The sequence below is a fragment of the Ignavibacteria bacterium genome (genome assembly GCA_017302895.1).
Taxonomy (GTDB): domain Bacteria; phylum Bacteroidota; class Ignavibacteria; order Ignavibacteriales; family Ignavibacteriaceae; genus UTCHB3.
In genome coordinates, this window is record JAFLBV010000001.1 from 314,729 (window position 1) to 334,049 (window position 19,321).

14 protein-coding genes are annotated in these 19,321 nt (G+C 41.7%); all 14 read left to right on the plus strand.

Annotation, left to right across the window (positions count from 1 at the left end):
* The first annotated feature begins 13 nt into the window (after positions 1-13).
* The 14 genes from J0L60_01235 (at position 14) to J0L60_01300 (ending at position 19,317) form a co-directional block, all read left to right on the plus strand.
* On the plus strand, positions 14-1,720 hold the full coding sequence (locus tag J0L60_01235) for an AMP-binding protein (protein ID MBN8544728.1): 1,707 nt from the start codon (positions 14-16) through the stop codon (positions 1,718-1,720).
* Between the two features lie 15 nt (positions 1,721-1,735).
* Positions 1,736-1,966: an acyl carrier protein gene (locus tag J0L60_01240; protein ID MBN8544729.1), complete on the plus strand. Its 231-nt coding sequence runs from the start codon at positions 1,736-1,738 to the stop codon at positions 1,964-1,966.
* Positions 1,967-1,978: 12 nt separating this feature from the next.
* Positions 1,979-3,490: an MBOAT family protein gene (locus J0L60_01245; protein ID MBN8544730.1), complete on the plus strand. Its 1,512-nt coding sequence runs from the start codon at positions 1,979-1,981 to the stop codon at positions 3,488-3,490.
* 65 nt (positions 3,491-3,555) lie between these two features.
* Entirely contained in the window at positions 3,556-4,695 is a 1,140-nt protein-coding gene (locus tag J0L60_01250; protein ID MBN8544731.1) for a C40 family peptidase, read from the plus strand.
* 7 nt (positions 4,696-4,702) lie between these two features.
* Positions 4,703-5,833 carry a dipeptide epimerase gene (locus J0L60_01255; protein ID MBN8544732.1) on the plus strand — a complete coding sequence of 377 codons (1,131 nt, stop codon included), beginning with the start codon at positions 4,703-4,705 and terminating at the stop codon, positions 5,831-5,833.
* Between the two features lie 17 nt (positions 5,834-5,850).
* Positions 5,851-7,179, plus strand: a complete 1,329-nt coding sequence (locus J0L60_01260) for an insulinase family protein (protein MBN8544733.1) — start codon at positions 5,851-5,853, stop codon at positions 7,177-7,179.
* Between the two features lie 4 nt (positions 7,180-7,183).
* Positions 7,184-8,683, plus strand: coding sequence for an insulinase family protein (locus J0L60_01265; GenBank protein MBN8544734.1), 1,500 nt, complete (start codon positions 7,184-7,186; stop codon positions 8,681-8,683).
* Positions 8,684-8,698: 15 nt separating this feature from the next.
* Positions 8,699-9,328 carry a sterol desaturase family protein gene (locus tag J0L60_01270; GenBank protein MBN8544735.1) on the plus strand — a complete coding sequence of 210 codons (630 nt, stop codon included), beginning with the start codon at positions 8,699-8,701 and terminating at the stop codon, positions 9,326-9,328.
* 18 nt (positions 9,329-9,346) lie between these two features.
* On the plus strand, positions 9,347-11,050 hold the full coding sequence (locus J0L60_01275) for a glycoside hydrolase family 9 protein (GenBank protein ID MBN8544736.1): 1,704 nt from the start codon (positions 9,347-9,349) through the stop codon (positions 11,048-11,050).
* Between the two features lie 164 nt (positions 11,051-11,214).
* Positions 11,215-12,513 carry a hypothetical protein gene (locus J0L60_01280; protein ID MBN8544737.1) on the plus strand — a complete coding sequence of 433 codons (1,299 nt, stop codon included), beginning with the start codon at positions 11,215-11,217 and terminating at the stop codon, positions 12,511-12,513.
* Positions 12,514-12,521: 8 nt separating this feature from the next.
* Positions 12,522-15,416 carry a tetratricopeptide repeat protein gene (locus J0L60_01285; protein MBN8544738.1) on the plus strand — a complete coding sequence of 965 codons (2,895 nt, stop codon included), beginning with the start codon at positions 12,522-12,524 and terminating at the stop codon, positions 15,414-15,416.
* A 224-nt stretch (positions 15,417-15,640) separates the two neighbouring features.
* Positions 15,641-16,939 carry a glycosyltransferase family 2 protein gene (locus J0L60_01290; protein ID MBN8544739.1) on the plus strand — a complete coding sequence of 433 codons (1,299 nt, stop codon included), beginning with the start codon at positions 15,641-15,643 and terminating at the stop codon, positions 16,937-16,939.
* An 18-nt stretch (positions 16,940-16,957) separates the two neighbouring features.
* On the plus strand, positions 16,958-17,434 hold the full coding sequence (locus J0L60_01295; GenBank protein MBN8544740.1) for a hypothetical protein: 477 nt from the start codon (positions 16,958-16,960) through the stop codon (positions 17,432-17,434).
* Positions 17,425-19,317, plus strand: coding sequence for a polysaccharide deacetylase family protein (locus J0L60_01300; protein ID MBN8544741.1), 1,893 nt, complete (start codon positions 17,425-17,427; stop codon positions 19,315-19,317). Before J0L60_01295 ends, J0L60_01300 begins: the two co-directional genes overlap by 10 nt.
* Positions 19,318-19,321: the final 4 nt, after the last annotated feature.

Genomic DNA, 19,321 nt, shown 5'->3' on the forward strand with positions numbered 1-19,321 from the left:
AACAGAGAACCATTTGAAACATTATAATAATGTTTGGCAACGCTGGGAGGATAACTCCCGGCGTTTTCCCAATAAAGACGCCATAGTCCACTGGAGAGCCGGTGAGGAGCCATTTAGATGGTCATTCAAAGATTTGTTGGAAACCGCCAACAAATTTTCCATTTTATTAAAGAAACAAGGAATAAAGAGAAATGAAGTGTGTGCCATCATAATCAGGCACAATCCGATGTTTTTCCCTTTATATCTCGGTGTTGCGGGCTTGGGTGCTATACCTGCAGTGCTTGCATATCCAAATCCAAGACTTCATCCTGACAAGTTTAAATCCGGTGTGGAGGGAATGTCCCAGCGCTCCGGTCTCGACTGGATATTTACTGAGGCCGACCTTGAACCGATTATTTCCCCACTCGTGCATCACGAGGGGAGTACGATAAAAGGTCTGTTCTTTCCATTGGAATGGGACAGGGAATTTACACCTTCAGCGGAAGAAATCAATGATTTAACATCAGTCAGAGACTCAATTGTTGAATCGGATCCTTTCCTTCTGCAACATTCATCGGGAACGACAGGTCTTCAGAAACCGGTACTTCTTTCACAAAGGGCTGTTTTGGATCATGTTGACAATTACGCCCTTTCCATCAACCTAACCGAGAATGACAAAATTGTCAGTTGGCTCCCGTTATATCATGACATGGGGCTGATAGCTGCTTTTCATCTTCCACTTGCTTTTGGAATCACTTCAGTGCAGGTTGATCCTTTTGAATGGGTACTCGCACCCTCTCTTCAGTTCGAAGCTTTGAATGCTGAAAAAGCCACAGTGTGCTGGCTGCCTAATTTTGCTTACAATTTCATGGCAGACAGAATTGAGGAAGATGAGATGGAATCCGTTTCTCTTGAATCTTTGCGACTCGTCATCAATTGCAGTGAACCTGTAAGAAATGAGAGTCACAAAAAGTTCAGCGCCGCTTTTGAAAAATATGGTTTTAATCCTCTCGGGCTATCGGCTTCCTATGCGATGGCAGAAACAACATTTGCTGCAACACAAACAGAACCGGGTAAACCGATTACCACTATCGAAGTGGATCGTGAAAGCCTCGCTCAGGGAGTGGTTACACCTCCAATTCCCGGAAAAACATCAAGAATTTGCGTTTCGTCCGGAAAAGTGATAAAAGGATGTGAAGTCAGGATTGTGGATGAAAAAGGAAATGAGCTTCCCGAACATGGAGTAGGGGAGATTATCATCACATCGGTTTCGATGTTCGACGGCTACAGAAACTATCCCGAGAAGACTGCTGAAGTACTTAAGGACGGCTGGTATTACAGCGGTGATTACGGCTTTAAGCAAAATGATGAACTCTTCGTAATTGGTCGTAAAAAAGACATAATTATCGTTGCCGGTAAAAACATTTATCCCGAAGATGTCGAAGATGCCATCGGAGTGGTTAGCGACATAATCCCCGGCAGGGTAATTGCATTTGGCGAAGATAATGTGGAACTCGGTACCGAGGAAATCAGCGTTGTGGCTGAAACTCCCTTGACTGATGAAAAAGAGAAGAAAAGACTGATTCAGCGTGTGAAGGAAAAAGGGACATCGGTTGATCTCACGATCACACATGTATATCTTGTTCCTCCAAGGTGGCTAATTAAAAGTTCTGCCGGTAAACCAAGTAGAAAAGCCAACAAGGAGAGAATCGCCGAAATGAAAGAATTGAACAAACATTAGACAGAGAGAACCATAATGATATCAGAGAGACTAAAGAATACGATACTCAAACAACTTGAACTCGAAGATTACGACATTCAGGATGAAACTAAAGCAAATACTGTACCAGGTTGGGACTCACTCAGTCATGCCAATGTGATACTCTCGATTGAGAAAGAATACAACATAAGACTGAAGCACATAGAAGTTCTTAAATGCAAGAACCTCGGAGACCTTCAGAGATTAGTCGATTCCAAAATTTCGTAAAAAGGTACTGTATTGAATTCTGTCATCGATTTTTCCAAGCTGGCGGGGCTGTTCGTTTACAGTCCGGACAACCCGCTTCAGTTTGGTACGCTTACTTTTATGTTCTTTCTTGCTTTGGGACTTCTTGTTTATCATGCAATATATCCAAACCAGAGATTAAGAGCTACATTTCTACTGTTGTTCTCCGCATTTATCTACTACAAAATTGGCGGTTTATTCCTCATCCTTCTGTTGGGGGTCGGGGTTGTAAACTACTTTTTTGGAAAAATACTCTTCGGAATAGCTGATACCGACAAGAGAAGGTATGTACTTTGGGGAATGGTAATCCTGAATGTTGGATTGCTTGCATACTTCAAATACACAAATTTTGTGCTCAGTCAAATTGCGACTCTTCAGGAGACAGAATTTACGGCACTTGACATTATGCTACCGATCGGTATCTCGTTTTACATATTCAAGGTTTTAAGCTTCCTTTTCGATATATATTACGAGAAATATGAGGAATTGCCGCGTCTCGACGATTTCATGCTCTATGTAACCTTTTTCGGGAATATTCAGGCAGGTCCTATCGACAGAGCTGATGAGTTTATTCCACAGATCAAACAAAACCTCCTTACTTCCCCCGAAGGTAAGACATCAACCGGCCTGGCTGTATTTTATCTTGCATCGGGAATAATCAAAAAACTGATTATCGCTGACTATATTTCCCTGAATTTTATCACAAGAGTCTTTGAGGATCCTCTAAGATTCACCGGTGCAGAGAATATACTCGCCATTTACGGCTATTCGATTCAGATTTATTTCGATTTTTCGGGTTACTCCGATATGGCTGTGGGGATGGCACTGCTGTTCGGATACAAAATCATCGACAACTTCAATTCACCATATAAAGCCACCAGTGTTGCCGACTTCTGGAGACGCTGGCATATTTCTCTTTCGAGGTGGCTGCTTGATTATCTTTTTACTCCAATGCAAATGGGTTTAAGGAACATGAAGCAGTACGGAAATGCCATTGCACTCATCGTCACATTCGCAGTTTGCGGGCTTTGGCACGGAGCTACCTGGGGGTTTATCATATGGGGTACAGTCCATGGCTTTATTATGGGTTATTCTGTTTTAACGAAAAAACTTCGTGCAAAAGGATTGATGAAGGTTGGAGTGAAGGAAGGTGGAAAGGTGCTAAACTTCGTGAGAGGTTTCATCACGTTCAACATCATTACATTAACCTGGATATTCTTCAAGGTTGATTCATTAGACAAAATTCCAATGATCTACACACAGATCACAGAGAACCTGCATGCTGTAGTGTTTACACAGTTCTATGGTGGATTCCCGGGAGTGCTCATCTTTTTTGTGATCGGGCTCATTATCATCTTCTTCCCTGAAGGGGCAAAAGAGAAGATAAAAACAGGGCTTATGAATATGCCTTTCTGGGCACAAGGACTTGTTCTTGGATTAGTAATCTACCTGGCTTCTCAGATAATGATGGCTGAAATGGTGCCTCCTATCTATTTTGAATTTTAATTTTTCGAAGGTTTATGAAAAATATCGCAGTTGTTTTATTACTGATCTTAATTTTGGGAACCGGAATGTCAGCACAAGTTGCCACCATATCGCAGATAGATGGTGTATATATGGTTATTACCGACAAATATGCCCCGGATAAGCGAACGGCTATTCTGGATCTTAAATTTGATTTGGATATGCCGCGAAACATCCTTACAGTCTCCGGTGAGACGACCGTACCGGCAGCACTCGAAGATATGCGGAAAATGCTTCACAATTACACAATCAACGATGTGGTTGAAAGACTTCCTGCTAAATCTCTTAATGGTTACGAGTATGGAGTAGTCACACTTTCGGTGGCAAATATCAGATCGAAACCATTTCATCCTGCGGAACTAGTTACTCAGGCTTTGCTTGGAACACCTGTCACTATTCTGAAAGAGGGTGATGACCATTGGTTTTTGGTGCAGACTCCTGAAGGATATATTGGATGGGTTGATGATGCGGGAGTTCAATCGTTCAATAAAAAAGAGATGGAAGGCTGGTATAGAGCCGACAAGGTGATCTTCACTGATGTTTATGGTTTTGTTTATGAAGATGAGAATGCAAAAGGGGGCACAATATCGGACATTACAGCAGGGGGTATCCTTCAAATAAAATCGACCGGCAAAAACGGTTATAAAGTTGCACTTCCCGACGGCAGAGAAGGTTTTGTATCTAAAAAATCGGCTTCGCCTCTTAAAAAATGGATTAAGGGACAAAATCCAGATTCAAACACTATAATCAAAACCGCAAAAAAATTCCTCGGTGTGCCTTATCTCTGGGGCGGTACTTCCCCTAAAGGAATGGACTGCAGTGGATTTACTAAAACGGTATATTTCCTGAACGGAATTATGCTTGCCAGGGATGCTTCTCAACAGTGTCTGTATGGTGAAGAAGTCGATGTTTCAAAAGGATATGAAAATCTGAAAAGAGGGGATTTACTCTTCTTTGGTCCGAAACCTGAAGAGGGTAAAAAACAACGAATTACTCATGTTGGGATTTACATGGGAAACAAAGAGTTCATCCACGCTGCCGGAATGGTAGGTATCAACAGTTTTGACCCCGCAAGTCCCGTTTTTAGCGCTTACAGAACAGGGATGCTTGTTTCGGCAAGAAGGATTTTGACCAAGGTTGATTCACCCGGAGTCAAAAAGATTTCGGTTTCAGACTATATCAAATGAGACGATAATGGATTCCAGAAGAGATTTTATAAAAAAAGCTTCATTGCTGTCAGCCGCTGCGGTAGTGGCTGGAAATGGAGCCTCAATAACAAAATTCGCAATTAATAAAATGAACAGCAATAAACTAAAACTAAGTTTCAGACCTTATACCCTTGAACTAAAACATGTTTTTACTCTCGCAACGAGTTCAAGAACCACCACCCCTGTAATGCTGACTGAAATTCAGTTTGGCGATGTAACAGGCTACGGTGAAGCATCAATGCCACCTTATCTGGGTGAAAGTCACGAGACAGCCACTGCTTTTCTTTCCAAAGTGAAACTCGAACAGTTCAATGACCCGTTCAAACTGGAGGAGATCATTGATTACATCGATACAGTGGATACGGGGAACTACGCAGCTAAAGCCTCAGTTGATATAGCTTTACATGACCTGGTTGGTAAATTGATCGGACAGCCATGGTATAAAATCTGGGGCTATGATCCTGTCAAAACTCCCCACACGAGTTTTACAATCGGAATTGACAAACCTGATGTGGTGAAAGAGAAAGTGCGTGAGGCTGCCGAGTACAAAATCCTTAAGGTAAAACTCGGTCGTGATACTGATAAAGAGATGATTGAAACAATTCGCTCCGTAACCGATAAACCGATCTGTGTTGATGTTAATCAGGGTTGGAAGGACAAACAGGCAGCTTTGGACATGATCTACTGGCTCAAAGAAAAAGGTGTCGTTTTTGTTGAACAACCAATGGATAAAAAGAATCCTGATGATAACGCCTGGCTTACACAAAACAGTCCGCTCCCAACCATAGGTGATGAAGCGGTTCAAGGGCTTGCGGATGTTTTAAAAGCTAAAGGAGTTTACTCGGGTATCAACATCAAACTGATGAAATGTGGAGGAATGAGAACTGCCAACAAGATGGTAAGTCTGGCTGATGGTTTGGGTCTGAAGGTGATGATAGGATGTATGACAGAAACTTCCTGCGCCATCTCTGCTGCTGCACAGCTCTCACCGATGGCGCTGTGGGCTGATCTTGACGGGGCACTTCTCATCAGTAATGATATTTATAAAGGAACTACAATAACAGATGGAAAGGTTACTCTTTCATCGTTACCAGGAATTGGAATAGAAAAAATTTAATTAACGGAGACATCTTAATGAAACCCGGTTATTCAATAACTAAAATTATCCTGCTATTAATTATCATGACAGCATCTGAAATATTTGCCGGTGGTGTTTTCCCTTACAAAGTTCACAGGGTTACACTTCAAAACGGATTTAAAGCCCTTCTAATCCCGATGCCGGGAAGCGGTCTTGTATCATACTATACCGTTGTAAGGACAGGCAGCCGTGACGAGTGGGAACCCGGGAAAAGCGGTTTTGCCCACTTTTTTGAGCACATGATGTTTCGCGGTACCAACAAGTACCCGCTTTACGACTCGGTTACCACTTCAATAGGTGCCGATGCAAATGCTTATACAGATGATGACCTGACGGTTTACCATCTTAATTTTGCTGCAGAAGATCTTGAAAAAGTGATGGATCTGGAATCCGACCGTTTTCAAAATCTGAATTATAAAAAAGATCAGTTTATGACGGAAGCGGGCGCCGTTTACGGTGAATACAGAAAAAGTGTTACAAATCCTTTTTCAGTACTTTTCGAAAAATTTCAGGATATGGCTTTCGACAAGCACACATACAAGCATACGACAATCGGATTTGAAGCTGACATAAAAGAGATGCCAAACCAGTATGAATACAGCCTTTCTTTCTACAACCGTTATTACAGGCCCGAAAACTGTGTACTCGTTATAACAGGTGACTTTGATGTGGCGAGTGTGACAGGTATGGTCGATAAATATTATTCATCATGGAAAACAGGCTATACTCCTCCAAAGATCGAAATGGAGCCAAAACAGACAGCTCCCAGGGAAGCAAAAATTAAGTATGACGGAAAAACCCTTCCTCTTCTGGCGATCGGGTACAAGTATGATGGATTCAATGTTTTTAACAAAGACTATATGTCGATGATTCCGTTTGCGGATATTGCTTTTGGAGAGACGAGTGAATTGTACAAGAAACTGGTGCTTGACGAACAGAAAGTGCAGTTTATTGCCGGTGGAGCCCAAACAAGAAGGGATCCGTTTCCTTTTATGATTTACTCGAGAGTCAAATCAGAGAATGATTTGGAATATGTAAATCAGGAAATCGAAAAAACAATTGATTATTACAAAAACAATCTTGTTTCCAAGGAACAGTTGGACAAATTGAAGAAGAGGATGAAATATCAGTTCCTCATGGGTCTCGACAGTCCCGAGGCGGTCGCCTCTGTTCTACCTATGTTTATCACGCTTTCGGGAGATATCGAAGTACTCGATGAATTTTACACCCAAATGATGGACATAACCCCACAGGATATTCAAAATGCCGTAAGAAAGTATTTTGTTAAAGAGAGCAGGAACCAAGTAATTCTCACAGGAAATTGACATTATGAACCGAACATTTAAATACACCGGCTTTTTATTTTTACTGATCCTCGTAACGAGCTTAAACGCAATGGATAAAAACAGAATTGTATTATTAAAAACCCAGGAACCGGTAGTTTCATTCAGAATCTGGTTTAATGCGGGTTCCAAGGATGATCCTAAAGGGAAGGAGGGGCTTGCTGCTCTTACCGCTGCCTTGCTGAATGAAGGCGGCACATCCAAACTTACTTATTCGCAGATACTGGAAAAACTCTATCCATTGGCTGCAGGTTATTCTGCATCTGTTTCGAAAGAGAATTCTGTTTATTCCGGTTCTGTCCATTTGGATAATCTTGACGAGTATCTCAGTCTTTTCACAGGGCAGCTTTTGGATCCCGGATTCAGAGAAGAGGATTTTCAAAGAGTAAAGGATGAGGCGATCAGTTATCTCTCAACCACCCTGAGGTATTCGAGTGATGAAGAGCTCGGCAAAGCAGTCCTTTACAACGAGATTTTTCAGGGAACACCTTACGGTCACCTTGCAACAGGGACGATTAGTAGTTTGAAAAACATAACTCTCGACGATGTTAAATGGTTTTATAAAAAATATTTCAACAAAGAGAATTACATCCTCGGTATCGGTGGGGGATTCGACGATAAAATTGTTCAGCGGGTCTGGGATGAATTGCAAAAACTCCCTGACGGAGTGGTTAATTCCGGTTTGCAGATCAATCCGAATCCCGTTTCAGGATTAAAAGTTGTGATCGTTGAAAAAAAGACGAATGCAACTGCGATTTCGATGGGCTATCCGATTGACTTGTTACGCAACAATGAAGAATGGTATCCCTTGGCTCTTGCAAATTCCTGGCTGGGTGAACACCGAAATTCCAGTTCACATCTTTATCAGGTGATACGGGAGGCGAGAGGATTAAACTACGGTGATTACAGCTACATTGAATATTATCCCAACGGTGGAAGACTTTCGAAACCACCGGTGAATGTCCCGCTTAAAAAGCATCTTTTTGAGATGTGGATCAGACCGGTTCCAAATGAGACCAAACATTTTGCTTTCAGAGCCGCAATGCGTGAGCTTGATCTCCTTGTAAAGAACGGTCTCGGAAAAGATGATTTTGAGATGACACGAAAGTTTCTGCAAAAATATGTGTTGCATTACGCTCCTAATACAGATATGCGACTCGGTTATGCACTCGATGACAAGTATTACGGCATTAAAGAACCGGGTCATTTGCAAAAATTCAGAGAGATGATGGCAGGTGTGACGATTGACGCAGTTAATGCGGCGATAAAGAAGTATCTTAGCCCCGAGAACATGGTAGTGGTGTTTGTAACCGAGAATGCGAATGATCTTAAGGATAAACTTGTAAAGAACACATCTTCGCCGATAGTTTACCAGACTCCAAAACCTGAAAGCGTTTTGAAAGAGGATAAATTTATTTCCGAGTTTCAACTCAAAATTAAACCTGAGAATATTAAAGTAGTAAAAGTGGAAGACCTTTTTAATTAACATTGGAGAGATTAGATGTCTAAAAACTTCATTTCAAATAAAAAAGAAACACCGCGAATGTTCGAGAATGACATTCTCGAATTTTTCTCGAAGGTGCACCCTTCCATTCCGGCGATTATTTTTGTTCCTGTGATTGCATACCTTTTTTATAAGGCTACACTCACCGGGCTATCAGCGCTGACTATATTTTTGCTCGTATTAGCAGGTTTTATTGCATGGCAGATGTCCGAGTACACCATTCACAGGTTTCTGTTCCATTTCGAATTTGATTCTGCGTTCGGGAAGAGGATCCATTTCCTTATTCATGGTGTGCATCACGATTATCCGTCTGATCCATTTCGACTGGTTTTGCCTCCATCGGTAAGTATTCCATTAGCGGTATTGTTCTATTTCGTCTTTCTGGTTCTTTTAGGTGAAGTTTACTTTTATCCCTTCTATACGGGATATGTAGGAGGTTACCTCTTCTACGATATGACGCATTATGCGATCCACCATTTCAGGATTAAGAATAAATTCTGGCTGGCGATTAAAAATCATCATATGAAACACCATTTCCAAACGGACAAGGCAGGATTTGCAATAAGCCTTCCCTGGTTCGATAAATTTTTTGGAAGTGATTTCAATCAGCTTGAAAAAAAAGGATAATCTTCAAAGCGGTAATACATGAATAGAAAAACCATTTTTATTTTCTTCGCAGGACTTTTGTTTTCATCCTGTTTCTTTTCCTCTACCAACAAGGCTGACGATAATGTCAAACTTATTCCGGTGGTTACAGATGACAGGGGAGACTTCGCATCGGATGTCTTTATCAGAGTAAATCAGGTCGGATTCAGAAGGCTTGATGTAAAAACTGCCGTTGTACTTTCAAAAAAAGACATGGGTGGCATTAAGTTCTACATAAAAGATGTGAAGTCCGGAAAGGATGTCTTCGAGAGCCGGATTCAACCAAGCATCGCGGGGTGGGGTGGGTTCAACTTCTGTCATGTGATAGATTTTACCGGTTTTGGATCGGAAGGCACTTTCGTCATTGATGTAGAAGGAAGCCGTTCCTCCAATTTCAAAATTGGAGAGGGAATATATAATACAATAGTTGATTCTCTTCTGTTGTTTTTTAGAGTTCAAAGATGCGGACCGACAGGACCTTATCTCCATAAGGTATGTCATCTTTACGATTCCCCAAATGTTGTCGGCGACGACCGGGCAGGAAAGACAGATGTGACAGGAGGATGGCATGATGCAGGCGATTTTACAAAATTTCTGAACACAACTGCATTTTCAACCTACATGCTCCTTTTTGCTTACGAATTCAATTCCAAGAAAATGGAATTTGATAAAAACAAGGACGGGGCGCCCGATGTACTCGAAGAGGCAAGAGTCGGGCTTGATCTCTTACTCAGAATGAATTATAAACCTAATAACCTGATTATCCAGGTACAGGACAAAAGAGATCAGACAGTCGGGTGGCGAATGCCTGAGAATGATACTCTCAAATTTGACAGACCTGCTTTTGCCGGAATGGGTAAAAACCTCATTGGTATCTATACAGCAGCACTCGCAATGGGAAGCAGGATCTGGAAGACCCGTTTTCAGGATGCTGCTTTCTCTGATAAACTGATGAAGGCTGCAAACAATATTTTCGCATTAAGAAACAGTGCACCTGATGTTGATACAAATCCGATAGGGCTGTATCAGGACAGCAAGTATGAGGGAAAACTTGCCTTGGGAGCTATCGAAATGTATATCACAACAGGTAATAACGCATACCTTGAGGAGGCTAAAAACCTCGCTAAAAAAGCAGATTCAGACTACTGGTGGAGCTGGGGGAATATTAACTCCCTGGCGCAGTACAGAGTGGCAAAATACTCGACAGATATGAAACAGTATATCGAGAACAATCTTTCAGCGTTTAATGAGACCAGGAAAAAAACTCCATTTGGAGAAGGTACAACTTTTTCATGGGGGACCACTCATACGCTTCTCGGCATAGCGATGCAATCCATACTTTTCAGGGATCTGACAAAATCTTCACTATACGATTCCGTTGCAAGCTATCAAAGGGATTATGTTCTGGGCAAAAATCCATGGGGTGTATCCTTTATTTACAACATCGGTAGCAGATCCACCAGAAATTTTCATTCACAGGTCGGCTATTTTAATAATGGTTATCTCCCCGGTGCGGTAGCTGCAGGACCTGTTCCGGCGGAAATTTTGAAGGGTTATAATATACAACGGACGAATTCGACTTACGACAAATTCAATTCGCCGGAAGTAAAATATTATGACGACAGACAGGATTATATTACAAACGAACCAACAATTGTGACGAACGCTACAGCAGTTTTCGTTTTTTCTCATTTTTATAAATAATTGTCTCATAATGATACACTATGAAAAAGTGTCTCATAATGAGAATTAATCGACTAAAAGTTTACAAAAATGTTTTGAAAATGCGTTATTTTCGCCGTTTTCGAACATGTATCGGTTGGCATGATTATTGCTAATTATACACGACAACAAAAAGCAAAGAAGATATGGCAAACGGAAAAATAAATCTTATAAACACCGGCATCTCAATAGTTGATGAGTCCTGGGGTGGTTTTTACCGTGGTGGAACTTATGTTCTCATAGGTCCCCGCAAATCAGGAAGAACTACTCTCGGTCTTCAGTACGCCATGGCAGGTATCGAGCAAAAAGAGGTGTGTCTCTATTTCACGAGCATGCGTCCGAAGGATTTGATGATCCTTGCTGCTTCAGTTGATTTTGATCTCCAAACTCATATGGATAACGGTGAACTTATAGTTGTAAAGGTGACACCACCTCTCGATGTTTACGAGTCGGGGAATCCAGACAACTATCTTGTCGAGTATCTGAACGATATCGTCAATGTCGTGGAGCAATATCAACCGGCACGGCTCGTCTTCGATGAGTTGACTTATTTTGTTGGATTTGAAAACATTACCCTGCTTCAGCAGGCGTTTCTCCGTACTATTGAAAGTATAGAAGATAAAAATGTAACGAGTTTATATATACTCGGTGAACCAGCCACACCATTCGCTCAAAATATTGTGGATAATATTGTTCAGTACACCACTGCAATTATTTATCTTCAAAAAGGTGAAGGGAGCAGGGGACAGGGCGGAAAAGCCACTATTACCCCAAACATTGGGCACACTGAAGGTCAGTTTACAACACCGTTCTCGTTTGAACCCTACAAAGGAGTCGTTTTTGAATCGACAACCGGCACCAGATCAGAGATGTTAAACCCTTCACAGGGTCAGGGATTTCAACAGTCCGTAATTCCTACTGCACAGGCATTTCCGGTAGCTCCTCACGGTAATACTGCAAATGCATCGGCGCCGGCTCAGGTAACGGCTAATATTCCTCCCAAATATCGCCCGATTATTGAAGTGGAAGTGGTTCAGGCTCCCATGACCCATACTAATCAGTACAGCAAGGAAGAATTTAATCTGATTTTAAATAATCAGGTAGCACTCTACAAAAGTACCGGACAGCCCTTTACTCTGATCGCACTTAAACTCGATCCACAGGCAGAGGCTGCCGGAATAGTTTCGATGAACCAGTTTGGAAATGCTGTCAGGTTATCCTTGACATTAAAAGAGAAATTGTGTATTGATGGATATACAATACTTGTCCTTTTAAGTAAGGCTGACGAAAGGGCACTTAGTGTGTTAGTCGCAAAATTAAGAGCAAATCTGCAGTCGAATGACCCGAATTTTATCCAGCGTGCCTTTGGTTTGATCTACTCGTGCTCGTATGTATCAAATGCATCTACTGAGAATGCAGATGCAATTTTAAGAGAAGTTTTATAGGCTTTTGCATGATAAATCCCCGTATCCTGATTTTTGCAGCACTGTTTTTTCTTGCTTTTGTCTCATTGGCACATGCTCAGGGAAATCCTGAGAAGTATAAAAACGATGCCATAACCATGATGAATGGAGGCAAGTATGGGGAAGCAATCGATTTATTGAATAAATATGTGGGTGCATTTCCCTCAAAACCTGACGGATACAATCTGAGAGGGAAATGTTATGAAAAGCGTAACCAGCTTGTAAATGCTCAAAATGACTACAGAATTGCTGCTAAACTCGCACCCGGTAACAACGAATATCAAAATGATCTCGCCAGGGTAAACCAGAAGCTGAACAGTGATCTTAACGCTCTAATCAAGGGATACCAGCGTGAAATAGCCATCAATCCAAAGAACCCAAAAAACTATCTTGAGATCGCAAAGTGTTATAAACTGATGTTTAACTGGGTTCAGAGTGAAGAGTGGTACGACAAGTATCTCGAACTGGAAGAGCCCTCCTCTGATGAAGTTATCAGATACACCGAGGTCTTGAGCTATCTTAAAAAATACGCAAAAGCCGAGCCCATCCTCGCAAGATTCGTAAAAAAATTCCCGAACGACCACAGACTGTGGAGTCGTTACGGCTACATTCTTTACTGGCTGGGAAAGAGCGAAGAAGCAAAAGTTGCTTTCGAGACCGCATTAAAACTGAGGCCCTACTTTAAAGAGGCACAGGACGGACTTGATCAGGTGCTCGGTAAATATTTTACAAATCTTTACAAAGACACAACCGGAACCTGGGAGCAGAAAAATCAGAAGCCACCTCCACCTCCTCCGGAGTTTGCAATTGATAAATATTACAGGATTCTTAGAAACAATCCAAAAGACGATAAAACCCGTTTCCTTCTTATTGATGAACTTATTGTTTATAAAAGATGGGAAGAGGCTTGGCAGCAACTCATTATTCTTCAGGAAAAGTATAAAGAAGACAAAAAATGGATGGCTTTGTATGAGAAGGTGAAAGCCGTAAGAGTTGAAAGCTATACAAAACGGATTTTAGAGCTTGAAAAACTGCTTCAGAAGAATCCAAACGACATCAAGGCTCTCACCGAGATGGTTGGATTGCTAAGTAATCTTGAGAGGAATGAGGAAGCTTTCAACCTGTTAAAAGCTTACTTTGAAGCAAATCCTGATTCTCCAGACTGTAAATTGAGGAAGATATATGCAAGAATTGCCGTTGATTATCAAGATAATTACACCGCAATAGATCAGCTTGACTTCTGTATCGCAAAAGATCCAACAGATCTTGAATTGAAATTACAAAGAGGAATCGTATCTGTCTGGCTCGGAAAAGATGAAGACCTGGCATATCAGTACTTGAATGAAGTACTTAAAGCGAAACCGAAAGAAGTTACAGCACTTGTCGGACTGGCATCTCTCGAGATGAAAAAAAATAATTTTGACAAATCTGCCGAATATATCGAGATGATCAAAGCCATCGAGCCTACACACCCCGAGCTTGAGACACTTCTTTCAAATCTGGAGACCTCGAAAGCAAGAGCTGCCGAAGAAGCACTTTTTGAGAGTCTCGAAAAGGGAAGAGAGATGATTCGGGCGGGTGATTGTGCCGGTGCCCTTGCAGTATATGATGACTTTCTTTCGAAACATGAAGGCAACAGGACAATCCTGAAGGAATATGCTGACATCAATTCCTGTTTGAAGAATTATGACAGGGCAATTCAAATTTATGATTCTCTTCTGACAGGTGAATACGATTACCTTATCGATCTCGAGAGAGCGAAAGTATTTTTCTTCAAAGGTGACTATAATAAATCGATCACCGAGTTCGAAAGGCTTGTGAAAGAGGATAATGCAGATTTTGCAGTTAAACTTTTCCTTGGTGACGCCTACGCGCAAACTCAAGAGTATGGGAGAGCGAGAGATATTTACGATTCGCTTCTGGTCGGAAATACTGACACAACCCAAATAGCTCTGATTAATCAGAGACTTGGCTGGTTGCCGGTTACAGGACTCGGTGCATTGCTTGGTTCGTTCCCACAGTACATTCTGTTAAATCCGTTCATCTCATACTTCGGTGACAATACTGATTTTAGCTATTTAAATTACGGCATTGCCTCAGATATGGGAATTACTTCCTTCTTATCTCTTGGTTTGCAGGGAAGTCTGGGGCGACTTTCGAGTCCCTACACTAAAGTGGAGTTGAATACCTGGAAAGGGTCTCTGTTCATTCGACCTTTTGAACCTTTTCTGATCGGACTTTCTTATGGCGAACAGTCATTTTTGTCACCAAAGAAAAAGTATCCTTTGTACGAGGCATTTATTCGTGCCAATGTAGAGAAAGAGTATCACGCTCAGATAACTTACATCCAACAGGAAGCTGCCACCATGCTTTATTCGGCAGCACTGGTTTATCCTTTTGGATCGTTAAAAGACAGACTTAGAGTGGAAATGATAAAGGGTGAGGGATGGTATAACCTGCCCTCCAAATATCGGGTATCAGGTGCTTATACATATTTGATGATATCAGATGGCAACAGGGGAGCCAATACCGAATTGAGAATCGGCAGATACTTCTATCCGGAGTTGCTGGCGGGTTACGAATTCTATTCGACGATATACGCCAGAAAGTCAATATTCTATTATTCCCCGCAGAGCTTCCTGTCGCACAGTTTGTTTGCTGACTGGAATTTCTACAAGGCTGATCAGCTTGATCTTTCTGCGGGCGGAAGATTTGGTTACATTCCTGAAAGTTCATACTGGCTAAGGGAATTCTACTTCCAGGGATCTTATAACCTTCTTTCCAATCTCAGGATAAACGGGAGAGCCCAGATCGGCAGTACCTCCAGAGAAACAACCGGATACAGCTCGAGATCCTTTAGTGCCTCAATTTTCTGGATGCTTTAGTCGTCTCAAAATGAGATATTCGATGAAAATGAAAAATGAAAAAATTGATTATTTGCACTGTAAATGCAACTTTGTAGTTTGGTATGGAATTTGATGAATAACTGTGGAAAAGCATAAAGGAACCAATGGCTCAAAATAAGATAAGATCTACCCGGATCACTGTTAAAAACACTGAAGCGACTGAAGTTGCCGGAGAGAATCGTCTAAGACAAATTCTTAGAAGGATGATCTCATCCGGAGTATCTTCGCTTGCATTGATTCTCGTGATCGTCTTTACGATGCCAATGACTGTTTTGTCGTATTCTGCTCTCTTTGAGTATTCGACAATGATTTCCTTGCTTCTATTTCTCTTGATTCTCCTCATCAGATATTTTGGATTGTTGGGGATGGCTTATTTGTGGCTGAATAACTACACCTTTTCGAAGAGACCCGATTTTCAACCGTTCGTATCGGTAATAGTGCCTGTATACAATGAAGGATTATTACTTAAAGATGCGATTATGTCGCTTCTTGAACTTGAATACTCAAATTATGAAATTATCATTGTCAACGACGGTTCATCCGACAATACTTACGATGTTGCGAAGACACTTGTCGGGTTCCAGCAAGGTTTATACGGTAAGGTAAAGGTTTCACTGATTAGCAAACCTAATGGTGGAAAAGCGAGAGCTTTGAATGCAGGAATCAGCTATTCGAAATCCGAGATTGTACTCTGTATGGACGGTGACAGTCAGCTTTCACCCGAAACGATCAGAAATGCGGCCAGGCACTTTATCGATCCTAGAATCGGTGCGGTTGCCGGTAATGTTAAAGTATTGAACAGAAAAAGATTTTACGCCGACCTTCAGGCTCTCGAGTACATCGAAGGTCTAAACATGGCGCGGGCAGCACAGAGTTTTCTTAAGCTGGTAAACATTATACCGGGACCCATCGGTTTGTTCAGAAAAAAGGCAATTGAAGAGGTCGGTTACTATTCAAGCGACACATTTGCTGAAGACGCAGATCTGACCCTGAAGATATTATCCAAGGGATGGAAGGTTTATTATGAACCAACAGCAATCGCATGGACAGAGGCTCCGGTCAAGCTGCAACAGCTTCTGAAACAAAGATATCGCTGGACGAGGGGAATTCTCCAGGCGATCAGAAAACATAAAAATTTGCTTTACAATCCCACGATTAACTTTGGTGATACCTTCATTCTCTGGACCATGTTCTATGAAGCGCTTATCTGGCCCACGATGAATATAGTTGCCAACTTTTTCTTCATCGTGGTATCGATTTTTTACGGTTACACCAGTCTGATTTTTTTCTGGTGGGTATTTTTGGCTTTACTTGATACAGTGACGGCACTATATTGTGTAGCTGTGGAAGATGAAGAATTACGACTTGTACCTTATTCTTTAGTGTACAGAATGTTTTTCGTATTCGCAATTGATATTTGTAAGATGATGTCGACCATTGAAGAGTTTCTCGGTTTGGATATGAACTGGGGAAAACTGGAACGCATCGGAACCGGTAAATAGAAAAAACAAGGAATTTATATGGAATTAATACCTATTCTCGCAACAATTATTCTGGTGGCAACCATCAGTACTTTCTTCCTCTCGATCGGAGCTTATATACTCTTCAAGATCAGGGAGGCTCAGGGAGTCAGGGCAAAAGCAGTGCCTCCGGCAACAATTCAGGCTGAACTTGTAACTCCTGAACTGGCTTCTGAACGGACCTCCGCCACCATGTCGACTCGTGAAACACAGAGAAGAACCGGACAAACCTTCGAGACAACTCATGCGCCTGAATACAGAGCAACGAGTGCTCCAAGCAGAGTTACCGGTAATTTTGCCACAGAGAATGTTCCGGCTGCTCAGCAGTATGCTCCTCCCAGAAGGGAAGCTCCTATTTCTGCAGTTACCACTAATGCAAAGAAATTTGTTAAAGTCACCTCTGAAACCGCACAGGAACAGCAGCAGCAACAGGCTCCACAACAGCAAAGACAAGGCGGGAACCTTAAGTGGCGTTAAAAAAGAGAAATGCCTTTTTTACATCGCTCCTGATTTTAATCGCAGGAGGGCTGATGCTTGTGACCTCCGTCCTGATTTACAATTACATTCTTCAGGGCGTCTTCGGGTCTTATGCATTTGCGTCTGATGGATTTTCCCTCGAGGCATTTTCCAAAATATTTGGTGCTGACCAGACCAAGGTTGCCATTCTTTATTCAAAGAAAACCGAGAATTTTCTCCCTAAAGGTTCCACTTGGATCAAAGATAATGTGACTGCATGGGAGCGGTACACCCAGGGGAATAAATTCCCTGTTACCGTGATAACTGAAGACGATCTTGAAAAAGGCGTCCTCACTCCCGAAAATTTTCAGATTCTCATCATGCCCAGTATCAAGGCTCTTAGCGACAGGGAAATTCTTACAATTAAAGATTATCTTGACAAGGGCGGCAACATTATGGCGACCGGGGCAACCGGCACATTCTCTGCTGATGGCAAGTGGCGCGGATGGGAGTATTTTAAGGAAGTTTACGGAACACTTTTTACGAAAGAGACCGCAAAAATTCCGTCACCTCGCTTGCTGACTTTAAAAGGCGGCTCTCCAATCACGTTCGACATTCCCACCGGGTACCGGTTAAAGATTGCTACATGGGATAACATGGTTGCGACGAGAGTTTTGGATCCCAGAACTCAACAACTGAGTTTTTGGTATGACTTTAAAATTGACTCAGGTCTTGTTAGAGAAGAAGTTCTTAATACTTCGGGACTCTGCTATGGTACTTATGGCAAGGGGAGATTTGTGTGGTACGGATTTGATATTATTACCATTGTAGGACAAAGAGAAGAATACCTTGTTCTCGACAAGCTGATAAGAAATTCTTTAAACTGGCTTGCAAAAAAACCGAGTGCTTATATTGTTGACTGGCCCGGAAATAAAAAAGCTGCTGCCGTAATTCTTGCCTCAATAGGTGAAGAACCGGGAAATATCAAAAATCTCCTTCCAATTCTTGCTCAGGAGGGGGTAAAGGCTACATTTCTTGTAGAGGGGGCGCTTGCCGGTACGAACGCGGATCTCGTTAAGAGTCTTTCAGCTTATGGCGACATTTCGGGGGTCGTTGATATCGGATTTATGAATTCGGTAAATGATACCGTGAACAAGCTTAAAAAGCTCGAGGTTCAGGAAGCTGATTTTAATAACTCAATTAAGACATTCAAAACTGCCACGGGTGGTACACTAAAAGGGGTTAAGCCGCTTTACGGATTGTTTGATGACAACTCTCTGATGGCCGCTGCTGCAAGTGGAATAAAGTATATAATTACCGATTCTTTGACCGACAGATCGGTTCCAAAATATGTCGTTAAAGGTGAGGAAGCAATCATAACGGTTACCAAGACTGTAAGGGACGACAAGGAAATTGTCGGAAAATACGGGCTTGTCGAGCACGATTATCAGCTCTACACTTACCTGGAAGATGTTGACAGACTGATTTTTGAAGGTGGACTGTATGTTCTCAAGTTACATACCAATTATCAGTTGAAACCTGAATATGTCTCAGTTGTCAAAGATGTAATCAAGTATATGAAAGAGAAAGACATGTGGATAACAAGCATGCCGGTTTTATATACATGGTGGACAAACAATAACAGGGTTGAACTTAGAGTTGAAGCCAGAGGTACCAGCAGGATGGTAATTGCTCTATCGAATGTGGGAAATACAATATTGAAAGAGGTACTCGTTCCTGTTGATTTCACTCTAATGCCGAAAACCTATAAAATTTCAACCGAAATTATAAACACACCTCTGCCTGACACAGATGTGAACAGAGAACTTAGAAAATTGACACTAAAAATTAAGAATTTAAAACCGTCAGAATCCAGAATTTATTACATAGACTACAAAAATTAAGAAT